At 45.5% G+C, this 24,030-nt stretch carries 22 protein-coding genes; 9 read left to right on the forward strand and 13 right to left on the reverse strand.

What is annotated here, in order from left to right:
• The 3 genes from CXK86_RS20815 to CXK86_RS20825 form a co-directional block, all read right to left on the reverse strand.
• The coding region (locus tag CXK86_RS20815) for an S-layer homology domain-containing protein (RefSeq protein ID WP_144029823.1) at positions 1–1,720 on the reverse strand (1,720 nt) is incomplete at its 3' end.
• A 409-nt stretch (positions 1,721–2,129) separates the two neighbouring features.
• A complete protein-coding gene (locus CXK86_RS20820; RefSeq protein WP_180361830.1) occupies positions 2,130–2,528 on the reverse strand; it encodes an Ig-like domain-containing protein in 399 nt (132 codons plus the stop codon).
• 101 nt (positions 2,529–2,629) lie between these two features.
• On the reverse strand, positions 2,630–2,944 hold the full coding sequence (locus CXK86_RS20825; RefSeq protein WP_036674344.1) for a hypothetical protein: 315 nt from the start codon (positions 2,942–2,944) through the stop codon (positions 2,630–2,632).
• A 201-nt stretch (positions 2,945–3,145) separates the two neighbouring features.
• On the opposite strand from CXK86_RS20825, the gene CXK86_RS20830 reads away from it, so the two are divergent.
• The 7 genes from CXK86_RS20830 to CXK86_RS20860 all read left to right on the forward strand — a co-directional run bounded on the left by CXK86_RS20830 (position 3,146) and on the right by CXK86_RS20860 (position 9,752).
• On the forward strand, positions 3,146–4,825 hold the full coding sequence (locus tag CXK86_RS20830; RefSeq protein ID WP_180361831.1) for a PucR family transcriptional regulator: 1,680 nt from the start codon (positions 3,146–3,148) through the stop codon (positions 4,823–4,825).
• Positions 4,826–5,067: 242 nt separating this feature from the next.
• Positions 5,068–5,844, forward strand: a complete 777-nt coding sequence (locus tag CXK86_RS20835; RefSeq protein ID WP_036617567.1) for an ABC transporter ATP-binding protein — start codon at positions 5,068–5,070, stop codon at positions 5,842–5,844.
• A complete protein-coding gene (locus tag CXK86_RS20840; RefSeq protein WP_101314485.1) occupies positions 5,844–6,710 on the forward strand; it encodes an ABC transporter permease in 867 nt (288 codons plus the stop codon). Before CXK86_RS20835 ends, CXK86_RS20840 begins: the two co-directional genes overlap by 1 nt.
• Before the next feature lie 34 nt (positions 6,711–6,744).
• On the forward strand, positions 6,745–7,776 hold the full coding sequence (locus CXK86_RS20845) for an ABC transporter substrate-binding protein (protein WP_101314486.1): 1,032 nt from the start codon (positions 6,745–6,747) through the stop codon (positions 7,774–7,776).
• Between the two features lie 11 nt (positions 7,777–7,787).
• Positions 7,788–7,973, forward strand: a complete 186-nt coding sequence (locus CXK86_RS32235) for a hypothetical protein (protein WP_036674348.1) — start codon at positions 7,788–7,790, stop codon at positions 7,971–7,973.
• On the forward strand, positions 7,970–9,346 hold the full coding sequence (locus CXK86_RS20855) for an amidase (protein WP_101314487.1): 1,377 nt from the start codon (positions 7,970–7,972) through the stop codon (positions 9,344–9,346). The genes CXK86_RS32235 and CXK86_RS20855 overlap by 4 nt, the downstream gene beginning before the upstream one ends.
• A 19-nt stretch (positions 9,347–9,365) precedes the next feature.
• Positions 9,366–9,752, forward strand: a complete 387-nt coding sequence (locus CXK86_RS20860; RefSeq protein ID WP_047843941.1) for a RidA family protein — start codon at positions 9,366–9,368, stop codon at positions 9,750–9,752.
• 100 nt (positions 9,753–9,852) lie between these two features.
• On the opposite strand, the gene CXK86_RS20865 is transcribed toward CXK86_RS20860, so the two are convergent.
• Positions 9,853–11,910 carry a methyl-accepting chemotaxis protein gene (locus CXK86_RS20865; RefSeq protein ID WP_180361832.1) on the reverse strand — a complete coding sequence of 686 codons (2,058 nt, stop codon included), beginning with the start codon at positions 11,908–11,910 and terminating at the stop codon, positions 9,853–9,855.
• Positions 11,911–12,186: 276 nt separating this feature from the next.
• On the opposite strand from CXK86_RS20865, the gene CXK86_RS20870 reads away from it, so the two are divergent.
• Entirely contained in the window at positions 12,187–12,612 is a 426-nt protein-coding gene (locus CXK86_RS20870; protein WP_036674350.1) for a hypothetical protein, read from the forward strand.
• Between the two features lie 155 nt (positions 12,613–12,767).
• Here the strand turns inward: CXK86_RS20870 and CXK86_RS20875 are convergent, their stop codons facing one another.
• From CXK86_RS20875 to CXK86_RS20895, 5 genes are all read right to left on the reverse strand, one after another.
• A complete protein-coding gene (locus tag CXK86_RS20875) occupies positions 12,768–13,931 on the reverse strand; it encodes an iron-containing alcohol dehydrogenase (protein WP_101314489.1) in 1,164 nt (387 codons plus the stop codon).
• Positions 13,932–14,203: 272 nt separating this feature from the next.
• The gene (locus tag CXK86_RS20880) at positions 14,204–15,082 is read right to left on the reverse strand and encodes an amidohydrolase family protein (RefSeq protein WP_036617253.1); all 879 of its coding nucleotides are present in this window, start codon (positions 15,080–15,082) and stop codon (positions 14,204–14,206) included.
• Positions 15,069–18,236, reverse strand: a complete 3,168-nt coding sequence (locus CXK86_RS20885) for a GNAT family N-acetyltransferase (protein ID WP_101314490.1) — start codon at positions 18,234–18,236, stop codon at positions 15,069–15,071. Before CXK86_RS20885 ends, CXK86_RS20880 begins: the two co-directional genes overlap by 14 nt.
• Positions 18,237–18,535: 299 nt before the next feature.
• Entirely contained in the window at positions 18,536–18,871 is a 336-nt protein-coding gene (locus CXK86_RS20890; protein ID WP_076329088.1) for a type II toxin-antitoxin system PemK/MazF family toxin, read from the reverse strand.
• Entirely contained in the window at positions 18,868–19,170 is a 303-nt protein-coding gene (locus tag CXK86_RS20895; protein ID WP_083677501.1) for an AbrB/MazE/SpoVT family DNA-binding domain-containing protein, read from the reverse strand. The genes CXK86_RS20890 and CXK86_RS20895 overlap by 4 nt, the downstream gene beginning before the upstream one ends.
• Before the next feature lie 393 nt (positions 19,171–19,563).
• Between CXK86_RS20895 and CXK86_RS20900 the strand changes: the two genes are divergently transcribed.
• Positions 19,564–20,169, forward strand: coding sequence for a DedA family protein (locus CXK86_RS20900; protein ID WP_101314491.1), 606 nt, complete (start codon positions 19,564–19,566; stop codon positions 20,167–20,169).
• 174 nt (positions 20,170–20,343) lie between these two features.
• Here the strand turns inward: CXK86_RS20900 and CXK86_RS20905 are convergent, their stop codons facing one another.
• From CXK86_RS20905 to CXK86_RS20920, 4 genes are all read right to left on the reverse strand, one after another.
• Complete coding sequence (locus CXK86_RS20905) at positions 20,344–20,811, reverse strand: hypothetical protein (RefSeq protein ID WP_180361833.1); 468 nt, start codon at positions 20,809–20,811, stop codon at positions 20,344–20,346.
• A gap of 113 nt (positions 20,812–20,924) precedes the next feature.
• Positions 20,925–22,124: an MFS transporter gene (locus CXK86_RS20910; RefSeq protein WP_074096998.1), complete on the reverse strand. Its 1,200-nt coding sequence runs from the start codon at positions 22,122–22,124 to the stop codon at positions 20,925–20,927.
• Positions 22,125–22,431: 307 nt separating this feature from the next.
• Complete coding sequence (locus CXK86_RS20915; protein WP_101314493.1) at positions 22,432–23,469, reverse strand: ROK family protein; 1,038 nt, start codon at positions 23,467–23,469, stop codon at positions 22,432–22,434.
• 200 nt (positions 23,470–23,669) lie between these two features.
• Positions 23,670–23,939 (reverse strand): hypothetical protein, encoded by a 270-nt coding sequence (locus CXK86_RS20920; protein ID WP_101314494.1) that lies wholly within the window; start codon positions 23,937–23,939, stop codon positions 23,670–23,672.
• Positions 23,940–24,030 lie beyond the last annotated feature (91 nt).

Consider the following 24,030-nt stretch of genomic DNA (forward strand, 5'->3'; position numbering starts at 1 on the left):
TCGCCATAGCTTTTATGTTATTCTCTGCCGGAAACTCGGCTGTAAAAATTACATCTGAGCCCCGTGAAGAAACGATCCAATTCGGAATCGTGCTCCCGAATGCTGCTACTATCTTGTCAGCAAGATCGCTTCCTGTTTCAGGACTTCCCATCATAGACACATAGGCTGTCCACGAGGAGACTCCATCCGTGAATTTGACGCCTATCGGCCCATGGTCACTCTCTGAATTGGGCAGACGCAGCTTAATTACTTGGGATGTGTTTGTCGCAGGATTTCCTGGAACTTCAAGTGTACTTGAAGGTGCCCCTACTCCTGAGGCTTCCAAAGCGTATATTCGAACATTTTCGTTATTAGTACCTGCCGTTTGCGATGTGAAATGTACTCGAGTCCCATCAGCATCTGCAACCCAACCCGCTACGGATGTTCCAAAAGCGACTGCTATTTTTGATGCTACTTCAGCCGCTGTTTCTGTTCCCAACATGTAGATATTTTTTTGAACTGGCACTCCTCCATCTGTAAAATAAACATTATATGAACCCGGAGCCGTTGCACCGTTCTCTATCACTAGTGTTGCTACCTGAGCCGTACCTACGTTGTTATAAATACTACCTGGGACAGTTATGACACTTCCACTCGAAACCACCCCTGTCATAATGCTTTCAACGGTGGCTTTAACGTGATCGTTGTTAACAGCTGGATTTAATGCTGTAAAATAAATGTTTGCACGCTCAGCATCCACATTCCATCCTGTTAATGCATTATCAAACGCTTGTACGATTTTAGCAGCTACCTCAGTATCCAATTCAGTTCCATCAAGCTCTACGTAAACGGTCACTGGATTGACTCCATCCGTAAATGTGGCACGCAATGAACCTGCCGTATCTGCACCACTTGTTATTGTCAGAGTGGCAACTTGAGATATACCTTGAACGGCTTTGACTCCTTCAGTGGCGATTAATGTGGAGGTCTTCACTCCAGTAGTAATCGAAGGTGAACCGGATCCATTAGATGTAGTGTTTGAATCTGAATTTAAACTCGCAGTAGGTATAGATGGTGAAGGTATATTATCTTTATCTTCACTTTCTGTCTCTTGTTCTTGTTCTTGAATCAAGCTTATCGCTTTATCCAACATCACAACTGCCTCAGCTCGCGTAATTGGAGATGCCGGTTTGAATGAACCATTTGTATAACCAGTAATGATATATTTTGAGAATGTAGCACCTATGGCACCCTTACTCCAATATGTAAACTCTGAAGAATCCTTAAATGCTAAAGCTGCTTTTTCATTACTAGGTAATTTCAGTAAGTCTGCTACAATAACTGCAGCTTCTTGACGGCTTATCGGTTTAGAAGTACGTATAGTTTGATCTTTATAACCTTGTATGTAACCTGCTTTTACCGCTTTTTGCACTTCTAGATAGCTCCAATTTGAAGACGACAAGTCAGTGAAATGTAGTTCTTCTACCTCATTAAAATCAAACTGACGATTAACCAATGCCATAAATTCTCCACGTGTAATTACATCGTTGGGTTTAAGTGTTTGGTCGGAATATCCTTTAATCAACCCTTCTGAGAGCCATTTGCTAAGGGTATACTCGGCCCAATGTCCTTCAATATCTAAATTGGTTTTCTGACCATATGCTACCCCACTCAAGACGGATACCAAACTGGTTGCTAATATGAATGTGCTTACTTTTTGAATCACTTTTCTATAAAACATATACTTCCTCCAGTTCAAATATAAAGCTATTTATTTACTCAATAGAATAGATTAGTCTGTGCCTCCCCTCCAGTTACTCTTCCTTAAAGCGAATTTGAATTAAGGTATAAGCTTCAACCATCCGCCTTTTTCTTAATGCTATCTTATTATATCGGTTTACACTAGTTCACGAGTTATACTTATTACTTAGGTTCTTTTACTCAGCACTATTTTTTTCTGAATTAAGCGAGCCTTGTACTCAAATTTGCGTTCTTATAATGAGCTATCTATAGGGTGGTATCAACCGCCCCGGCATTCGTGATGATTAATTTCTTGGCTGAAGCTTGCTCATAATTAAGTTACCGGTTGGGGAGATTGTTGGGGTAGCAATAATCATGCCACCTACCAAATTGTTTATCGTTACAGTGTATTATTCTATTTTAGTAACTACGTTAATTGTAGCGTTGCCCGACTTACTGCCGTTGGCCGTTGAGATCGCGGTGATCGTATAAGGACCAGGTGGAGTATTTGCTGCTACACTCACCAACCCATTCGCATCTACAGTAACATTGTTGTTCGTGTTACTACTGGTCCACGTAACGGTTTGGACTGCTTCACCGCTGACATTCACGTTAGCTGTTAACTGTTCCGTATTGCCCTGCACCACACTCTCACTGGATGGACTGACTGTCACACTGTTCAATACAGGTGCTGAAGTCACTGTAATCGTTGCACTATCGGACTTAGTCCTGTCAAACGTTGACGTTACTGTAATTGTATAAGGACCAGGTCGGGTATTTGCTGCTAATGCTTGATGAAATTGTAACAAGATCAATTTTATTTTTGAAATCCTCAGATCCATTTAACTCCATTTTTAATCTTTATAAAACTATGATGACATCGTCTACTGATAGTGAATTAGATTCAATTCTACGTAAAAACATTATTGTAAGCTCTCTCACTGGCAATATCATTTGTTAGGTAATGTAAATCAACGTTCACCTTGGTTATCTTTATAAAGGGATTGTTACTGTTTGCAGTTCTCCAATCTCTCATCAAATTTAAAACAACACCTAATGAATAATAAATCTCTGTGAGTTTTTTTAATCTTTTCTTCTCCCACTTCTCCCTGTATATTTGGCCTACAGTATCAAATATAATGAAAGTCAAAAATGCTTCCTTGATTTTAGGTAAAAACTCTATGTACATACTGTATTGATTTAATGTGTATTCCTGTCCTATCATCATACTCACCCAGCGCATAGGGTTATAAAAAATATTTGAAAAGATTACTGATGTAAAACCATCTTATTTGGAAAGTTTTTATATTTATGAGAAATATGTTTACATCTATCTTTTAGCCTCTTTATCCAAACACTTCTTTACGCCCACCTCACTTAATGTTAGATTTTATAACATATCATTATGAAAGCGAGTGGGTTGAAGATGGATCTGCAACAGTTATTGGCTATCCCCATTCTCTCGAAAGCAAAGGTTATTGCCGGACATCGTGGCCTTGATCGCTTGGTGCAATCGATTAATATTATGGACGCACCAGATATTGTACAATTCCTGAAGTCGGGAGATATGCTGCTGACCAACGGTTATATCCTGAAAGACCGCCCGGATGCTCATCTTGCATTCATTACAGACATGCATGCAATTGGTTGTGCAGCGCTTGCTGTCAAGACACAGCGTTTCTCTCTTGAATTATCTCCGCAACTGCTTGAGACAGCCGACAGACTGGGCTTCCCGATCATCGAACTGTCTGAGATAGACAATACACTCGGTGAAATATTTCAACATTCGATCAGTGCCATCCTTCAGAACAAAACCCATGAGCTACACTACGCCTTATCTATTCACAAGCAATTTTCCACGATGGTGATGCAGGGAAAAGGCATACCATCAATCGTAGATACATTGTCTCACTTGCTATCCTCACCTGTACTTCTGCTTGGTTCGAAGAAGCAGATTACGGCAGGCTCCCATTATGCACAACAGATGGATCACCAGTCTCTCGCCGCGCCCATACTGACATTTATTGATGAGCACCCTTCCTTCCACACCGCAATCTCGATCTGTCTGCTTACTGCTGATAAATATCGACACGCCGAGCTTCATCCCATCTTCACGGATCGGCACGAGGGCTATTTAATCGCACTATATGACAGTTCCGCAAGCTCTAAGCTCTCCACTCTGGCACTGGAGCAAGCCGTCAATGTGATCGGCCTGGAGTTAACCAAGAAGCAAGCCGTCAAAGAGCGTTCCCGCCGTTACAAAAATGAATATTTCTCCGATCTCATTCAGGGTTTCATTCGTTCGGAACAAGAAGCGCTGCATCGCGGCAAGAAATATGGGCTGCAAGCCAAAGGAAGTTCCGTTCTGATCATTGCCAAAAAGGATGAATCCTTAGCGGGCATACCTAAACAGAACTCTACTTCCTCCGGGGAAGAGCGATTAATCTCGGAACGAGACGCTAATTATGAGCTGATTAAACAGGAATTCGCCAGATTGGATCTCTCCTTTGTCATGTTCACTAAGAACGACCAGTTCGGCATACTCGTTTTTTTGGCTGAATCGTCTTGGGACGAACATACCGTTGTTCAGCAGCTTGAGCGGATGGCGAGCAATCTGTATACAGAGTCGCAGCTCAGCCTATCCTTCGGCATAGGTAATTCCTACACCAATGTATTGGATATTGGACTCTCCTATAAAGAAGCAGTCAAGGCGCTCCAATCCGGTTATCAGATGCGAAAGACACGCTTCGCTCATTCCTATCAAACCATGGATATAAGCCGTCTGCTGCGCATGATCCCCCACGATGAGATGCTGCAGTTCCATCAAGAAACCTTTAAGCCCTTCAACGACCGAGATCCAAACGAGCGTAACGAGCTGATGAAAACCTTGTCCTCCTTCTATGAGAATCATTGCCAGATCGTTGATACGGCGAAAGAGCTCTTCGTACATCGCAATACAGTGATCTACAGATTGGAGAAATGCGAGAAACTGACCGGCAGGAACATTAAAGACCCGATGGAGAGCCTGCGCTTTCGACTTGCCTTCGCACTTGAGTCCCTTTTGAATGTTAATCCAGCCCCTAGTGAAGCTAATCATACGTCTTAAATCGAGAACGTGTCATGTTTAATGACACATTCTTTAATTTTTCTTTTCATATTCAATTCATGTTCAATCTTCATTTGTGCATTTTAACTGATTTAATTCTATTTTTATGTTCAGAGTAACTAATGACAATGATGCAAACAGTCTATATGATTAGGAATATATTCATTAATGTCATGTTAATTAACATCAAATTACATCAAGAAACGAAAAAACATCAGGCTGTAGGAAAGGGGCTACCTATCATGGCTATACAGATACAAGGCGTATCCAAATCATTTGTCAGTGCAACCGGAGAAGATATTCAGGTCCTGGCTGAGGTTTCGATGCAAATCAAGAAACAGGAATTCTTCAGTATCGTGGGACCGAGCGGTTGTGGCAAGAGTACGATCTTCAATATTATCGCAGGTCTGCTTAAGCCAACAAATGGCAAGGTTATCGTCTGTGGCGAAGAGATCGATCAGACCACCGGACATGTCGGTTATATGATGCAGAAGGACCTGTTACTTCCTTGGAGAAGCATCCTGGACAATGTCACGCTAGGCTTGGAAGTGAAGGGCATGTCCAAAAAGGATCGCGGCGATATTGCCATGGATTATCTGGATCGCTATGGCCTGGCCTCATTCGCAGAAGCCTATCCCTCCACACTATCAGGTGGTATGCGCCAACGTGTAGCCCTCATTCGTACCCTCGTTACCCAGCCCGATATTATATTACTGGATGAACCCTTCTCCGCACTTGATTATCAGACCAGACTCATTCTGGAAGATGAGATCTTGTCTATCCTGAAATCCGAGGGCAAGACAGGCGTCCTGATCACGCATGACATTGAGGAAGCCATCGCCATCTCCGACCGCATTGCCGTTATGAGTAAACGACCAACAACTGTGAAGCAGGTGTATGACATTGGTCTCGCCTCGCAATATGGCTCAGCACTGAAAGCCCGCTCCGACCAGAAGTTCAAACAGTATTTTGAATCGATCTGGTCAGAGCTTGATATCCAAATGGGGAGGATCAGCTAATGAAGAGCACATCACCTGAAATTACCCTTGCCGGAAAGCCTGCTGGAGTTGCGAAAAGCAAACGCAGACAGCCCACCTTCTCCAAAGAATGGCTGATGACGATGCTGTGGCGGTTCATTATTGTAGCGGTCATCCTGGTGATCTGGGAATCCGCTGTTCGCTTGAAACTCGTTAAGGGATTCCTCATGGGATCACCAAGCGCCATTCTTGATGCCGCCATCACCATGGCTAGCTCAGGACAACTGCTTACAGACGCGTTTGCAACGGTAAATGCCACCGTTATCGGCTTTGTAGCCGGAAGCTTAATTGGCTCATTGGCAGGACTACTCATGTGGTATTCCAAGTCCGTTGCCCGTGTGCTCGATCCATTCATTGTAGCGATGAACGGTATTCCGAAGATCGCACTTGCTCCCATGATTATCATCTGGTTTGGTTCAGGCATCTTCTCCAAGATTGCTCTGGCCTCCGTAGCAACATTTATCGTAGCGCTATTATCCGCCTACCAAGCGACTCATCAAATCGACGAATCCCAGATTAATCTGATGAAATCCTTCGGTGCAAAGAAATCACAAATTTTCCGCAAAATTATCGTTCCTTCCTCTCTGCCATGGATCATCTCAGCCTTCCGTATCAATATCGGTTTGGCATTGGTGTCTGTTGTAGGTGGAGAATTCATCTCTTCAGATAAAGGACTTGGACACATGGTATTCGTCGAAGGTAACCTGTTCAACCTTCCGGCCGTATGGGTCGGCGTGTTCATGCTTATGCTGGTCGCCATGCTCCTCTACACCTGTGTCGGTTATATTGAATCCCGTCTCCTTCCATGGAATGACAACAAGACCAGCAGCAAATCCACATCTGTATAGCTGACCTACAACGATTAAAGGGGACTGATGACTAATGCGTACATTCAAAAAGATAGCTTTTCTAACAGCGATGACGGTTATTTTGACTACACTGCTCAGTGCATGCGGAAGCAATTCCACAACACCCGCGAGTGGTGCAGGTGCATCTAATAGCGGGGGGCAAGCAAATACGCAGGTGGACAAAATTATGGTCTCCGAGGTGTATCACAACCTGCTCTACCTCCCCTTGTATGTAGCGAACAACCAAGGTTTTCTAAAGGAGAATCGCATTGAGCTATCTTCCATCCGTGCTGCCGGAAGCGGTCCAACAGCATTGTCTTCGGTGATCTCAGGCGAGTCGGCGTTCTCCTTCCACGGTCCTGAGCATGTCGCATTTGCTAATGCAAAGGGCGGAGATGCTCGCTCACTGGTCCTTCTATCCGGCAGTGCTCCAGTATGGGCAGTTGCGCGAGAAGGAGTAACCGTGAACTCGACAGCGGATTTCAAAGGTAAAACCATCGTTGTGGGCTTGGCACCTACAAGCTCGAACAGCTTACTGCGGAAACTATTCGCTGACAACAACATTGATATTGACAAGGATGTGACGATTACTGAGGTTCAGAATGGCTCCGAGCTTGGTGCTGTATTAGCCGGCAAAGCCGATATTGCTATCGTTTACGAACCTCAGCTGGATCAAGGCATTGCTGAAGGACTGCATATTGTCCATGATTTCACGAAGGATTATCCTGACTTTGCCTTTGCAACGATGAATACAACCGCAAGTTTCATTGAAAAGAATCCTGATCTCACCCAACGCTTTGTCACCTCTATTGAGCAAGCCCTGGACTACATTCAATCGAATCCTGAAGGCGCAAAAGCAGTTGCCGTGAAGGAATTTCCGAATCTGGACAAAAACGTCGTGGAGCAAGCGGTACAACGCATGATCGACAGCAAGGTATATCCTGCGGAGGGGCTCATCAATGAATCAGCCTTCGAGACCGCAATCGACATGCAACGCTTCATCGGCAATCTGAAGGAAGACCTCGCTTACGAGGAGATTATCGATTCAAGCTTCACCACCAAATAGAGAGAGAAAGGGTGATTACTCTGAACCAGGACGACTATCTCACACACCGCCGTACAGAAAGCGCCAAATATGCGGACGGAGTTATTACAAGCGAGGAGCTTGCCCTATTTACAGCAGACTTGGAGCTGATTCGAAACTTCAAGTTGCCAGAAGAAGTAGGGCCCAATCCCCCGCATAGGAGCGTGCCTCTGCGATGATTACGAAACCACTTAACGAGCTGACGATTGCTGAAGCCGCCACACTGATTAAAAATAAGTTGATATCTCCTGTCGAGCTTACAAAATCCTATTTGAATCGCATTGAGAAAGTAGAGCCTTCTGTGCAAGCCTTTGTTACGGTCACCGCCGAACAGGCTTTGCAGGCCGCAAGAGAGTCTGAACAAAAACTGATGAATGGCGAATATCTCGGTCCTCTGCATGGTATTCCCTATGGAGCCAAAGACATTATCCATACCGCTGGCATACGCACCTCCGCTGGATCAAGTACCTTTCCAGACTTCGTACCCGGAACGAATGCAACAGTGATTGATAAGTTGCAAGCTGCAGGAGCTATCCTGCTCGGCAAGACAACAACGACGGAATACGCCTTTCAGGGAGGAGAACCACCAACCCGCAACCCATGGAATATAGAACATACCCCGGGCGGTTCCAGCTCCGGCTCTGCCGCTGCAGTAGCGGCTGGCATGGCTTCCTTCACACTCGGGACACAGACCTTTGGATCTCTGCTTAGACCCGCAGCTTACAACGGATTAACCTGTATGAAACCCACTTACGGCAGAGTTAGCCGTAATGGTGTCATCACAGCCAGTTGGAGCCTGGATCATATTGGCGCATTCACTCGGTCCGCACAAGATAACGCAATCGTTCTGGAAGCAATGGCCGGGCAAGATGAGCTGGACTCCTTCACGCTTCCTTATGGCAAGCCAGACTTAAAAAATGCTCTTGAGCATCCTATTTCAGAAATGGTGATCGGTCTCCCGAGCAACTTCTTCCAAACCGATGAACCAGCGATCTTGTTAGCGGTAGAGTCGGCAATCGCTGTGCTTGAGAAGCTGGGCATGCAATGGAAGAAAGTTGACCTGCCCTCTTATATGGAAGAGACCATTGCTGCTCATCGTACGGTTATGCGGGCAGAAGCTGCCGCCTTCCATCAGGAACGCTTCGCGGAAGCCTCTGATCGTTACGGCCACACGATGCGGGAGCAGCTTGAACTCGGTTACCAGACGAGTGCCGTTGATTATTTGCAGGCACAACGCATCCGAACGATATTCCGGAGCGAGATGATGATGCTTTTCGATGAAGTGGATGTGTTATTGACTCCATCAACACCCTATGTGGCCCCATACGGCTACAAGACGGGGAGCCCGATTTTTAACGGACCGTTCACCAATACGGGTCTACCGTCCATCACCGTACCCATCGGGTTTGATACCACCTCAGGGAAGCAATTACCTATCGGCATGCAGCTTGCTGGTCCACTCATGCGAGAAGACCGCCTGTTGTCCATCGCTCATCATTATCAGCAGGCTACGAACTGGCATCAGTTAACACCAATCATACACATTCATTAGGAAAGGAATGACCGCTACGATGTCTACCATCATACATGCAAGTGCAGCACCCAAGTTCCCGCTTCCTTTCTCCCATGCTGTCCGCGCAGGAGATTTCCTCTACGTCGCAGGTCAGGTAGGTGTCGATCCACAGACGCTTGAGCCCATTGGCGGCATTAAGGAGCAGACGGAGCAGTGCATTCGTAATATTGAGGTGATCCTGCAAGAAGCCGGACTTACACTCGATCATATTGTGAAGGTAACCACTCATCTGGCCCGAGTCGAGGATCAACCCGAATACAACGAAGTGTATGCGCGAATGATTAAACAACCCTATCCCGCCCGTATTACCGTATTCAGCGGTTTAGGCCCTTATTTAATTGAAATGGAAGTGCTGGCGTATGCGCCTTCCATTCGAGGAGAATAACACATCACCAAAGAGCACCTGTAGCCATAGATGGGTACAGGTGCTCTTTTTGTTCTAGAAACCCGGTTCTCTTTTGAAAAACGGGTTTCTTTTCGTATTCCTATTTTGTTTTGAAGCGAGATGCTTCTTCGGCAAGTTGTTTGGTCAGTCCATCGATTCTCTGCACCATATCTGTCAAATGTTCCGTCATGCCGGACTGTTCCTGCATTGTTGCTGTGACTTCCTCAACAGAAGCCGACACCTCTTCACCGGAAGCAGACAAATTCTGTGCAGCCCCAATGACGTCATCCTTATCACGTTCAATGGATTCGATCTCCGTGGCAATAGCCTGAACCTGGCTCATCATCTCATTCATATTCTCGGTGACAAAATTGAATGTCTCCTTGGTCTGGCTAACACTGCTCTTATGCTGTTCCGCAATCGCTTCAATAGCCTGAACACTTCGGTTATTCTGCTCCACGTGATCAATGGTCTGCATTACAATTCGGTTGATATCCTCCGATTGAGCTGTCGTCTGCTCTGCCAGCTTGCGGATCTCAGAAGCAACGACTGCGAAGCCACGTCCCTGATCACCAGCTCTCGCCGCCTCGATCGAAGCATTCAACGCAAGTAATTTCGTCTGATTTGCGATTTCGGCAATCGTACCTGTAATCTGGTGAATGCCCGAGGAGCTTTCGGCGAGTTGCACTGTAATTTTGGAGATGTTGCCAACTTCAATCTCGTTCTGCCCGTTCACCGCAATGAGTGCATCAATAACTTCATGATTATTTTTGAATGCATCCGTAATTTCATCTGCCTTGAACTTCACTGCCTGTGACATTCCATTCACGTTGGCAATCTTGTTACCAACATTCATGAATTTGTCCACAATGGCTTCCGTATCGTTCGCCTGGGACTCCATCGCTCGTGAAATCTCAAATGCTGTTGTCGTTGTTTCGGCAATCGTGGTCGAAGTTTGCTGAGTGGACTGTTCCAGCTCGGATGTACTAGTTTTCAGGATGCCGATGGAATGGTTCATGCTGGAGATCAGCTGTTTATTGCCTGCTGCCATGGTATTGAAGCTATCCACCAATTGTTTGAATTCTCCGCTATATTTACCTTGAGCCTGCACCGTCAGATCGCCGTCAGCAAGCTGTCTGAACAACACAGTTAGTCTTGTAATTGGTCTGGTTACCAGCAAAGAGATCAGAATACCCGCTACGACGGAGACCGCAATAGCACTAAACAGAACAATATACATTTGTTTTGCCATCGCACGCAAAGGCTTCTGCACATCACTCAGTTTATCTTCAACAACGACGGTCCAGTCTGATCTTGGTATTTTGGAGTAATACGCCACTTTCTCATCTGTGCTAATATCCCCTTGCTGTAGTTCAGCGCCAGGAGCAAGATCTATCAATGATTGGTATTCGCCGGAGTCCATCTTCTGGCCTGCCAACTTCTCATCCGCTGAATCGTAGATGACCGTACCTACACGGTCCAGAATGATCACTTTTCCCTCATCATTAATATTGATATTTTGTAGCTGATTAACGAAGAACGAGGTGGATACTGCAGATACGAGCACTCCCTGTACTTCTTGATTCTCATTGTAGATTGGCATGGCAAAAGCCGTACCTAGTTGTCCTGAGGACTTGGCTACAATCCCTTCACTAATCACATTTTTACCCTGAATCGCTTCTTGGAAATATGCCCGATCTCCGCGTTCCGCCTTGATAACTGCCGGATCATTCGCTGCAATAATAATGCCATTTCGATCCAACAAAATCAGACTGTTGTTACCTTCCATACCTGCCAGACTGTCCGCAAGAATACCACTTGCCTTATCCAGCAGTTCATTGTTTTCCGAGAAAAAATTCTCCCCTTCCTGTCCATCCGCATTTCGAATCTCCAGCAGATCCTGGAAGGTCCGATGTGTTGTGATCAAAAAGGTGGATTGTTCTTCCAAACTTAGTGAAGCATACAAACCTGCCCCCACCCGGTCCGAGGTTGCTTTAATCTCATCTTTGCTTTTGTCGAGTGTGATGACAGCCGCTACAGTGTAGGATACTACTGCAGTTACCGCCAGTACGATACACACCAGCAGACTGATCATAAGTGGCAGTTTGACTCTGAACGACATGTTGCGCATGCGTTCTCTTGCCTTGCTAAATACCATGATTACATTCACCATCCATTTTCATTTTCATCATTATGAAGTCCAAATTCTATGTATCTACTTTATATCGGTCGATATCAAATAATCTGTAAGCTGTTTCGCCAGTTATACTAGGTCAAAGGCCACTGCAAACGATTGGAAAATGAAGACTTTGGGTTAATACAAAATATAACATCAACATCGTATAATATATAAAATACATATCGTGCAGGAAGAGGGACGACGCATTGAATCCGAAAATGCCTACTTTATTAAAAGTCGAATAGGAGAAGTGATATGGCAAAAACAGCATTACCTACGCTATTAAATGTCGTGCGTATTTTATTGAGTGTGAAACTGATCTACGTGATTGTGTCCTTTATCGTGTTCCTCATTGACTTCAACCAGAACATGGAGGCCTATCTGGGTTTCTTACGTAAAGGAGATGATCTGGCTTACGCCTCTGGCGTAATCTTAGCCAGAATGTTGTTTATCATCGGTCCCAGCCTGCTCGCTGTTATATTCATCACCAAAAGAAAGTTCAAGCTCACCGTGACGTTTCTGAGTCTGGCGCTATTCGTTTCCATTCCAAATGAGAGTAACCTGTTCACCCTGATTCATCTCTTTGCCCTGCTTATCGTGCTCTTGCATCGCCCAAGCAAGTTGTATCTGAAACGAAAGGATACCCCTGTCAATGAAGCCGTAGTTGAACCGAAGAATTAATTCCAAAAGGGGATCACATGACATTGAAGCCTAGAAAAAAAGGGAGAGCACACAAGATATGATGTCATAATAAAAAAACAAGGACGTTCCTATGTATTACAGGAAGGTCCTTGTTTAATGTGACTCATTATACAAAGTGATTGTTAGATTTACAATTACAGTGCAGCTTGATAAATTTGTACTACATCTTCACGCTGCAAGTTTTTGAAGAATCCGAACGGACCAAATCGCATCGCTTTATCAGCCATTACGTCAATCTGACTGTCGTCGATGTCATAGTCCGCCAGACGGCTAGGGGCACCAATCGAAGTCCAGAATGTACGCAGCGCTTCAATGCCTTCTTCAGCAACTTGTTCGTCCGACTTTCCAGTAGGATTAATATCAAATACATTAATGGCCATACGTTTGAATCGATCTACATCCACATCCAGATTATGCTTCATCCAGTGTGGGAAGAGGATTGCAAGACCTCCCCCATGAGGAATGTCATACACAGCCGATACAGCATGTTCTATATTGTGAGAAGCCCAATCTCCGGCAAGACCCATATTCAGGACATCGTTAAGCGCCATTGTTCCGCAGTAGAGAATGGTTTCACGCAGTTCATAGTTTTCTGGATCTTTAATCAGACGAGGGGCCGTATCAATAACGGTACGAAGAATCGTCTCACAGAATCCAAGCTGGACCGGTGTATTCGTATCCAGATGGAAATAGTGTTCAAACACATGAGACATCATGTCTACCATGCCGTATACAGTCTGATCCAGTGGTACGGTGTATGTGTACTCCGGATCAAGAATGGAGAACACCGGGAAAGAATACTCGCTGAACCATGCCCATTTTTCCTGCGTGTCCTGATTGGTTATTACTGAACCGTTGTTCATCTCGGAGCCTGTCGCTGCCATCGTTAGAATTGTACCCAGTGGAAGGCCGCCTTCTGGGGTTGCTTCGCGCACAACAACATCCCACATGTCTCCATCGTATTTGGCTCCTACTGCGATGGCTTTCCCGCAGTCAAGCACACTGCCGCCGCCAACCGCAAGAACCAGATCAATGTTATGTGTTCTGCATAGATCTACACCCTTATGAACCGTAGACAGACGAGGGTTCGGTTCCACACCAGCCAGTTCCGTAACCTCTGCTCCGATTTCATTCAACTGGCTGATTACCTGATCGTACAGCCCGCTACGTTTGATGCTTCCACCACCATATACAAGCAAAATACGATTTCCGTATTTTGGAACTTCGGTTTGTAGTGCTTGAAGTTGCCCTTTGCCAAAAATCAGCCGGGTCGGATTATAAAACTGAAAAGATCTCATAACGTATGTTCCTCCAAAGAAATCTGAAATTTTGTGCATCCACCATTATAGTTCTCTTTATTCGCAAAAACAAATACAGGCAAGAAGGAGATAACAAATGAGTATGGAGTCTGTCATGGCTAAACACTGTTTTCCTGAACAAAAAAAGCTCCTGCCAGCAAAGTGGCAGGAGCTTACGTGACAGGGATTAAGCATGAACATCACATGATTCATGCTTTCATGACAGGCATGCTATACGTCCCCTCAGATATTAATAATTCGGTACTTAGGTTCTACCCCAGATCGGCAATCCGCTGTCCAATACGCGGAAACAGCCCGAAGGCATTCTCATAGAAGACTTTATCATGATGCTGTTCCGGTACCAGTCGGCGGACAAATTCGGCATACAGATCGATGGGCGCAAGCGGCCAGTCGGTGCCAAACAGCATTTTCTCGTAATGATCCGAATAGACCAAGGCCCGGCGGAAATGATCCATGAACAAAGGCTCGTTCATGAACCGTTCAAAATGGGGCCGATCCCCCACCACAAGACCAGACAAATCCGCATACACGTTAGGATTCTTCGCCACCACTTCAGCTGCATCCATCACCCAGGGATCACCCAGATGACAGATCATGAAGTTCACACCGCGTTGCTGCAAGGCTAATTCATCCACCGTCAACGGATGCGAATATTTGAGCAATCCATTCATGGAGTAAGTGTCACCCGTATGAATCACGACAGGCAGGTTGTACTTGGCTGCGAGTTCATAGACTGGGGTATAGATTTTGTCGTACACATAATGATGATAGTATCCGGCATAGAGTTTGATTCCGGCTACCTCCGGGGATTGCAGTCTAGCTTCAATCCGGTCAAGCTCGTCCTGAGCGTTTTTACCGTCTAACGCATTGGGATTGATCCCCACACATTCCATGAGGAATGACGGAACCTTCTCTTCCAGATCTAACCCCATCGGGTTAGGGGAACTGGAATCCGGGAACGCTCCCTTCGTCTGCTCCGTAACCCCCATTCCGATACCCATAATGACGTCGTTCTTATCAAACTCCGCTTTAAGACCAGCGGCAGAGTAATCCACTTTAGACAGATCGATCGCTGTTCGGTGAAAGCTGTCGATGTCCGACAGATGAATGTGAATATCAATGATCGACATGTGAAGCCTCCTTTTCATCGGTAGAAGTTACAAAATTCAGTTTGAGAAGGTCATGCACATCCGCTGAACTCAGTGAGATTGGTCCCAAAATCAGATATGTCGGCTCCGTCCAGACCGTCTCCCCCTGCTGGAGTGTCATATGATGATGTACGTTCAGACCTGTCACCTGATTATTGGCAAACCCCCATGCACTCTGATTCGGGTAACGATGGACCGCATGCAGCATGTTTTCACGCGAAACCGATCCTACTCGCAAAAGATCTTCAAGTGGCAGGCCCACATCCACCTTGCCCAGCGGGAATCGATCTTTACCCGGTTGCTCTATCCAACCTTCCGCAAATACAGATGAAGGCTGGAGGAAACGTTCCTCCGCAATCGAGTAATCCGTCAGCGTCAGGCCGCTTTCGTTGGTCACGGCAAGCAGCGTGCATAGCACAGGAACACCCGGGAGCATCAGATAATGCTGGTGGATCGTGATTCCACGATTCGCTTCATGCTTTTCAATCCGGGTGGTCAGCTTTATACCCTTCCAGACGTTGCCGTATTGATCCTTCTGCTCTGTCCAGGAAGCGACTCTTTGTTCCAACTGGCGGCTGAAACCATTCATGCCTGGAACCCCCACACCCAGTCCGCCGTACCACGGATTCCACCACGAGCGTGGAGCCGGTTCAGGGTACGAGCTATCCAGCCATTCTTCTCCTGCATATTTCAGGGAGTGTACTACACTCCCGAATTCAGGAGCAACGGCGATCGACAACACTCCATTATCTACGGTGTACAACGGTCCAGATGAACCTTCTTCAATCTTCTGCTTCACCTCTGTTCCGCTCTGCGGGAACCAAAGGGCAGTTCGCTCCTGAATCCGATCTTCACCCCGATATAGCCCACGAACTTTCCAACCACTCACGTGCTGGTCTCGGTCCGCTTCGTCTGGTGAGAATGTCAGCTTGGCTGAGTTTAGATTCTGCTCCGGATTGAATTCCTTAGCATTGGCCATAACCTCCGGTTTGCCACCCTGCTGCACATACAGCTCCAGCTTGCCCGCAAGCGGAACCAGTTTGTGTTCAGTCAGCGTTGCTTGCAGCACGTCCGGGGCAAATGGATTTCCCTCACTCAGTGTCAGATCCAGATGACTGTCCAGCAACGGAATGACCGGGTTACGCTGCTTCCGTGCAAACGTACGGAAATCCGACCATTTGGCAAACGTGTTCAGGGCATATACAGTTGCTTTTGTCCGCACAACGGCTCCTGCGGGAATACGGCCAAGCTCATGCTGAAACCCCAGCGTGTACTCCGGGCGAAGCAACTTCAGAGAAGGGTCCCAATAGATACCGCTGGCACCATACTCCTCCTTACAGAACAGCCAGTTCTCCGTGATTTGGGCGCTGTTCCAATGGCTCGGATCGCCAGCGTAAGAATCCCCCATATCCACAAAACGGCCTTGGTAAGGTAGAATTAACCGGTTTCCGTAGAAACCAAAGTTATTCATTAGATACAGGTCCTCTTCCCAGGCGGTGTCTCGTGTATTTTCAACCTCGTGGTGGAATTCGGCGATTCCATTCGCAGACAGCTTGACCACGGACTTGATCTGCAAGCCAGGGAAATCCTCCGAGTCATACAGTGCTTCAAGAACCTGACGTTCACCTTCGGGATAAATATTCACTTCTTTTGCTTGTTTCTTGGATAACTCTTCGGCAAACGGCTTACCCAGCTTCGGATAAGTCCACCAGAATGAATGACGGGAGCCCGGGTATTCAATCCACATGTTATTATCTTGTTTGCTCATATGAAGGGAGAATGCGCCATTCACAGCCACCCATTGATCCTCAATCTGCCCGCCATATTTCCCTTCGATTCCCTTCATCAGTACAGAAATTTTGCTTGTAAAAGAGATCGCATGGTTCCCCGCTGGGACAGCCGTCACTTCTACTTCTTGGGAATAGAGACCATACGAACGCAAGGTGAAAGGCACTGGCACAGACATTTTGCCTTTGGCAGGCACCGTAAAGCGCACCGAACGCTCCGCCCATTCCAGGAATTCATCCTCAGGCAGGTTCAAGCTGAACTCCGTTTCTGCATCCACATTATTTTCCACGTTCAGAACCAGCTCAGCCGGGATGCCTGGATAGAGTTCCTTCACAGGCAAGATGGTCTTGATCTTGGCCGGGAATTTCGGGGCAATACCTAACCTGAACTCCGCTTTCTTACCGCCGATCAACCAGGTGCTGGCAACCACGGGATGAGTCTTATTGTTATTCTGTTCCTCTGTAATTGGATCAACGTGAAACTCACCTTCCACGATGATGGTTTCTCCCGGAGCGACTGCTTGTGCAATGTCCAGCGCAAATCGAATGTTTTTGTTATCCTCACCCTTGATCTCAACCGCCAGTTCGGACGCAGAAGTATTCTTAATGCGATAGCGAACCTTATAGCTGGAACCGAATACCAGATCATGATCGTCGACCTCTGTTGAGATTTCGTAATCTGGTGTTTCGAGGGCAGTCAGCCCGCGACCCGACTTTTCAAATTCAGCCCGCAGGGAGATATCTCCCTTTTTCCACGTGTAGTCAAAGAAATCAAAACCACGCTCCCGTCGGCCATCCGGCTCGACCACGAGTTCACGCGTGCTGTCTGCATACCAATCCAACTCCTCGAAATATGGAGCAAGTGCTTCGGTCTGCAAAATGGTAGGGATGAAATTCATCAGATGCACATTATCATCTTTTTTCTCCCAGAAGAATCCACATTTCTTGTACATCGGTACAGCCTTCGTGTTGCCTGCCCATGTGAACAGATCCAGGCGGGGCCATCCGGCCTCCACGGTCTTGCGCACAGCATTCAGGATCAGGTTACGTCCAACCTTATAACCGTGATAGTCGGGGCGTACGTTAAGCAGCGGTACATATAGCGCTCTCTCGTCATAGCGGTAATGAGCAAAACTGCAGAAGCCAACAACCTCTTTCTCATGAACGGCTAGAAACACATAAAGATTGGACGAACTCTCCATCTCCCGGCGAACTGTTTCCTCTGTTCTAAGGTTGGTGCCACCTCCCCAGCTTTCATTACTACGGTTCCACATATCAGCGAGTGCGGCAGCGTAAGAGGGATCGTATTCAATAATATGGATTTGATCAATAATCGAAGTTACTGTCATATTTGGATCTCCTTATCTTTATCTATAGGATGGTCTTTGTGAACTTTCGATATGGCCTTTGCCCGATAGCCGCAAAGATAATACAGGCCATGTTTGAAGAAGCTAGCGATAGTCTTATCATACTATAAATGGAAGCATTTTCAGAGAATTAAAAATCTTTCTTTCCAACTTATATGTGCCTTTCGGAAGCTCTTGTTAGAAGCGTCAAGGATGGACGAATCTATTTAGGCATGAAAGAAAAAATCCACGTCTTTTAGTTAGACGTGGATTTAGGAATATGATCAGCTACTAATTTTCAATTATGCCAATATAGAACGGACATTGCGTAGAACTGATTTCATAAATTCAGAGGTTGGTTCGGCATGCCCCGCAATTTGGATACGTCGTTGCCGCACATCAAGACTCTTCAACTGATCCGTCAAAACAACACCTGAAAATGGCAGCTCTTCTGGTAGTGTAACTTCAAAAGGATAATCCTTGGCTTGGCTCGTTATGGGACATACAACGGCAAAACCCGTTATTTCATTGAATTCAAGTTCCGATAGAACAATAGCCGGTCGTCTCCCGGTTTGCTCGTGACCCTCTTGAGGATCAAAGTCAAGCCATATCAGATCGCCTCGTTTGGGAATAATCAAAGTAACTCGTTCCCTTCAGTACCAAAGTCTATTTCTTCATGTCTTGTATCCTGTTTCACTTTAGAGAGCAAAGTCTTTAGATGGCTACGTAGTTCCTCATTGGACTCTACAGGCTTGGTTTTTGGACGCAACAACAATTCATTATCTTCTGTCACCAAAATCTCGATTTCCGAGCCTTCTTCCAGATTAAGACGCTTAAGCAATTGGTTAGGAATGCGAATTGCACTGCTATTTCCCCATTTGCTAAGTGTGGCTGTAGTCATGGCAATCCCACGCCTTTCGTTTGATTGATGCTCCAATTATACCTCACCTCCCTACAGTTGTATATCTATATGATATACATGAAACAATAAAAGGATACATTGTATTCAACCATAAAATAATGATTGTACAGCCTATGATTATGAATAGATATACCATTGGTATAAAGCAAAATAAGCATATAAAAAAACCTCATTTGGTTGAAACGAGGTTTCCCAGTCAGATCATCCCCAACAATGAAAAACAGCTGGTATCCACTTCTGTATGAAGTGTCAATGAATCCAGGCCTTATGTACGGGTAAACATATTGCCGCAGTGTGTCCTGAAAAGGCCTTTCATGTGAACTTTGACAAGCTCTATTCGCTATTGTTACTCTTTGTACAGGAGTGTTTCTTTTATATATAAAAAAGATAGATTCATGGAGGGAAAGCATGACAGAATGGATCACGCAATTTATACTCTTTTTTAAAGATTTGTCATACGCAGGTCTGGTTATTGCCTTGTCGTTTGAATTCGTACCTGCTGAACTTGTACTGCCCATGGCTGGATATTGGGTGTATCTTGGGGATATGAAGCTGTGGCTGGCTATACTGGCTGGTACCGTAGGTGGTACGTTTGGACCTCTGACGTTGTATGCCCTGGGACGGTACGGCGGCAGGCCGATGGTCGAAAAATTCGGCAAGTATTTCTTGATTCGCCCCCACCATCTGGACGCTTCCGATAAGTTCTTCGAGAAGTATGGCAGCGGGGTAGCTTTCTATGGACGTTTTGTACCCGGTATTCGGACCGTGATCTCCATCCCATGTGGAATGGCGAAAATGAATGTGTTTAAGTTCAGTATCTTTACCTTCTTGGCCATGCTTCCGATCACCTCATTGTACATCTACTTAGGCTTCAAACTAGGCTCTCAATGGGAGCATGTGGATGAGATTGTTAAACCTTATATCGTTCCGGCAGCGGTGATTTTCTTAGGTGGTTTTGGATTGTACGTGCTGTTGAAACGTTGGAAAAGAAGAACGGCTTTGAACAAGTCATAGGCTTGTTTAAGTAAGGAAATGAGATGCGCAGTTTGATGATTTTTTGAAATAGTCGTATGCTAAAATTCATCTGATTATATGTAAGACCCCACTCGATCCTAAGGATCAGTGGGGTTTTATCGGTTTAATGAGTATCTAACTAATAAGATACTGATAGAAAAATTAATTTCTATTTTAAGTCCCTTTTAGAATTGTTTTTAAGTCTTTTATAGACTGACTTGATAGCTCATAAGCATAATTACTTTCAGATTCCATTACGACCATACCGACACTCTTATCAAAATCGATGTACAGATCAAAAATTTTGATATCATTGCTACTGTAATTAACAACTATTTTTTCGTCTGTTTTCCCTACATCAATAACCTTCTTGTTCTTTTGAGCAGATTCTAAAATATTTAGAATTTGATTAACAGTGTCTCTTTGAGTGATTTTGATTACATTTCCTTCCTTATGATATTCTATCTCTGCCACAACATCGTCATTGTTTTTTTGATTACAAGCTACAATGATAAGGAGACATAAACAAATTAAAAACAATAATACTATCCTTTTCATTTTGCATTTCCTTCCTTGTTCATAAAAAAACTCTTTTCCCACTCTAATGTTTAAGTGAGAAAAGAGCCAATAAAAATTATTCATTGCTTTGGTTTATACAACAATCCATAATTATTTCTCTGCAGGTAATTAGTTCATCTAAAGATCCTAAATTATTTTTTTCGCATGTTTCTTCAATATTTTTATGCCTTAAGTATTTAAATCAGTTCCTGTCGTCTTTTCAAATACATATACAACACTACGCCAGATGCCGCACAGATCACAGCACATAGACCAATGAATCCATATCCCGCCTGAAGTCCACGCAGCAGCCCCAACTGAGTTGTTGAACCGTACAGATTCTTCACACCCTCAATCACCCAGCCAATCACATAGTTACCAATGACACTACCAACCCCCATCAAGGTAACCGTGAATGTAATCGCGGTGTCACTGCCGTTTGGATATCTGCGTGCAATAAACGCCATTACTGTTGGATAGATCATCGCTATGCCCGCGCCAGATATCGCAAAGAAAATCGCAAGACGCTCTCCCCCTGCAAGCGCCACGAACGTACATACTCCCGAGAAAGCCGAGAACAGAATCAGTGACAATACAAATCCGATCCGGTCCGTCAATGGTCCAAGCAGCAGGCGTCCCAGCGAGAACGTGAGGAAGAACGCAGATAATAACCCGGAGGCTTTGACCGTGTCCCACGTGTAGGCTTTTTCCAGGAAATTAACCAACCAACCCCCAACCGCCAGTTCCGACACCACGCCAAAAGAAAGAATGAGCACCATCAGCCAAAGGGCAGGATCACGTGTTAACGTCTTCAGTGAAGTCCGATCTTCATGAGGAAGATCGTCCCCCGGGAATTTGCTGCGCAGCGCCGCAATAATCGGCAGCAGACAGAGTGACAACATCACCAGATACATGCCGCGCCAGTCCAGTTCGTGTCCAAACACCTTCAAGGACATGACACCTGTCGCCAGCAAAGGTGCTACCGTTGAACTCAGCCCATAGAAGAAATGGGACAGGTTCATCATCGTGCCTGTGTTTTTTACAAAGATACGCGCACCCAGAATCGCCAAAGCAATCTCCAGCATACCGTTACCGATGTACATGAAGAAGTACGATGAAGCAAAGAGTGGATAGGTATGAGACACATAAATGAACACACCCGAGAGGATCATCGATGTAAACGATATGATGCTAACCGCCTTAATGCCCCATTTGCGAACCAGAATAGCCGTGAAGGAGCAGGCGATCAGGTACCCCAGTGCGTTCAGGGACAATAACGTCCCGAGCTGTTTCTCATCCAGATTGAAGTCGAATTGAATGCGCGGAATGGCCGGCCCTTTAATATTTTCCGATATACCAAATACGATAAATCCTAGAAAGATCGTTGCCAGTTGCATGGCGTACAGCTTGTTGAACTTTCGTTTGTTCCCTTGCGTACCTGCTTGCTGATTCAAAATAAGTTCCTCCAGTGTGTTCAGGAAAATGATTGCACGTTATAACTACGATTGCAGTACCATCTTCCGACCGCTGTTATCCCTGTATTTTTTTGAATCTTTTCTAAAGGTGAAAATACAGTGATAAAGGCGTTCTTCAGATTGGTTCTGCCCTCTCCGTTATCGTGTCAATAATTTGTACATTTGAAATAGGAAACATGGTTAAGCTTTATTCCTAAAAATAGAATACTAGAAAAAGCTCCTTTTTCCTTTACCACTGCTTCTCAACCACCTGAATGCGGTAGGTCAGGCTCTCCAGCGTTACCGCGACCAGCCCAGTCACATATTCGCGCCGAGTGTCTCTTTGGATGATCAACTCCGGCATATGCTCCAATGGAATCATTCGATCCAAACAACCTTGCGTCAGGTCATCCCGCATCGCCGGGTCCATCGTATCCCCTGTAACCACAATTGTAGCCGGGTTAATGATCGCGATGATGGATACAAGCGTCTGTACGACCAGTTCCTGCAACCCTTTCGTCGTTTTCAACATTCGCAACTGCTCTTCCCGTGACACGCCAAAAGGTAAGAAGGACACCTCGCCCCCAAATTGCGTATTCCCGGTCAGCGGACGACCATCAATGATAAAGCCTGCACCCGGAAAATGATTCTCGGGAAAAGTCACCACCGCGAAGTTCTTCTCTTCCTCAAACTGTTGCTGGTTATACAGTCCATAGACCGTCAGGTTCATGTCATTGCCAATAACCACTTCCACGTCTTCATATTGCTCCTTGAGCCTTGGCCCGAGTGGCTGATACATTAGCTCCGGTACATCGCAAATGCCAATAACGCCGTTGTGTGCCACCCCAGGTATGCCGATACCAATTGCCTGCACATTGTGGTGTTGTTCGATCAGGTTCGCAATTAGATCCTCTACCACCGTTACATTAATCTCTTCCAAAATGAGTGTCTGTTCGTCCGCCATCTCTCCGTTCAGATTGGCATATGTATGCATGATTGAGTGAATGCCGCCCTCTGTTCGAATAATCAGGCAAAGTACGCTGGCGTAGTCCGCATTGAATTGATACCGACTCGCCGGTCTTCCCCCACTCGACTCATCTGGACCCAGATCTATAATCTCACCCGTCTGAAGCAACTCATTCAGGATTGTGCCGCATGTCGCCACGCTGAGTTTGGTCAGGTTCGCAATGGAAGCTTTCGTGCCTACGCCCATGGATCGGAGCGTGTTCTTCACCAATTCAACGTTGATTCGCTTCACCTGTTGGGTGTTGTGTGATGTAGGTAACATGGTTTAGATGTATGCCTCCTTTCGTTCATTTCGAACCATTCAGTGAAAGTTTTTAAAAGTGTTTTAATAATTGAAGTGTAGGGGGATCTGGGAAGAAAGTCAATGCTTAATTGGAAGCGAAAAACGTTTGGACGGGAAGGTAAAAAGACAGTGCAAGATCATCTTTTGTGATCCTGCGCTGTCCTTTAGTTAAGGTGACTTTATGTAGACTGGCTCATTTGATTTGCCAAGATGCTCTTCTCCAGCCTGACTTTAAATAACTTGCGCTTCAAATCCTGTTCCATCGCATGAAGGTGATATGCGGCCTGTTTCACGGTATCCATGTCTAACACACCTGCCTGCTTTGCGATGATGTCCATGGCGTCCAGGATGAGTTTGTTGCATGTGACTAGTTGATCGACGTAATCGTCTTCTTGTTCGATGAGTTGTGCGTACTGCGAAGTCAGGTCTTCGCTGTTGGTACTTGTCATGTCACCACTCCTTTGTATAGAGAGGGTAACATAAAGAATAGAAAAGTGTGGTACGTCAATACGTATCATTTTAGATTGATAATAGATTAAT

This window comes from Paenibacillus sp. BGI2013 (genome assembly GCF_002843485.1).
GTDB lineage: Bacteria > Bacillota > Bacilli > Paenibacillales > Paenibacillaceae > Paenibacillus > Paenibacillus amylolyticus.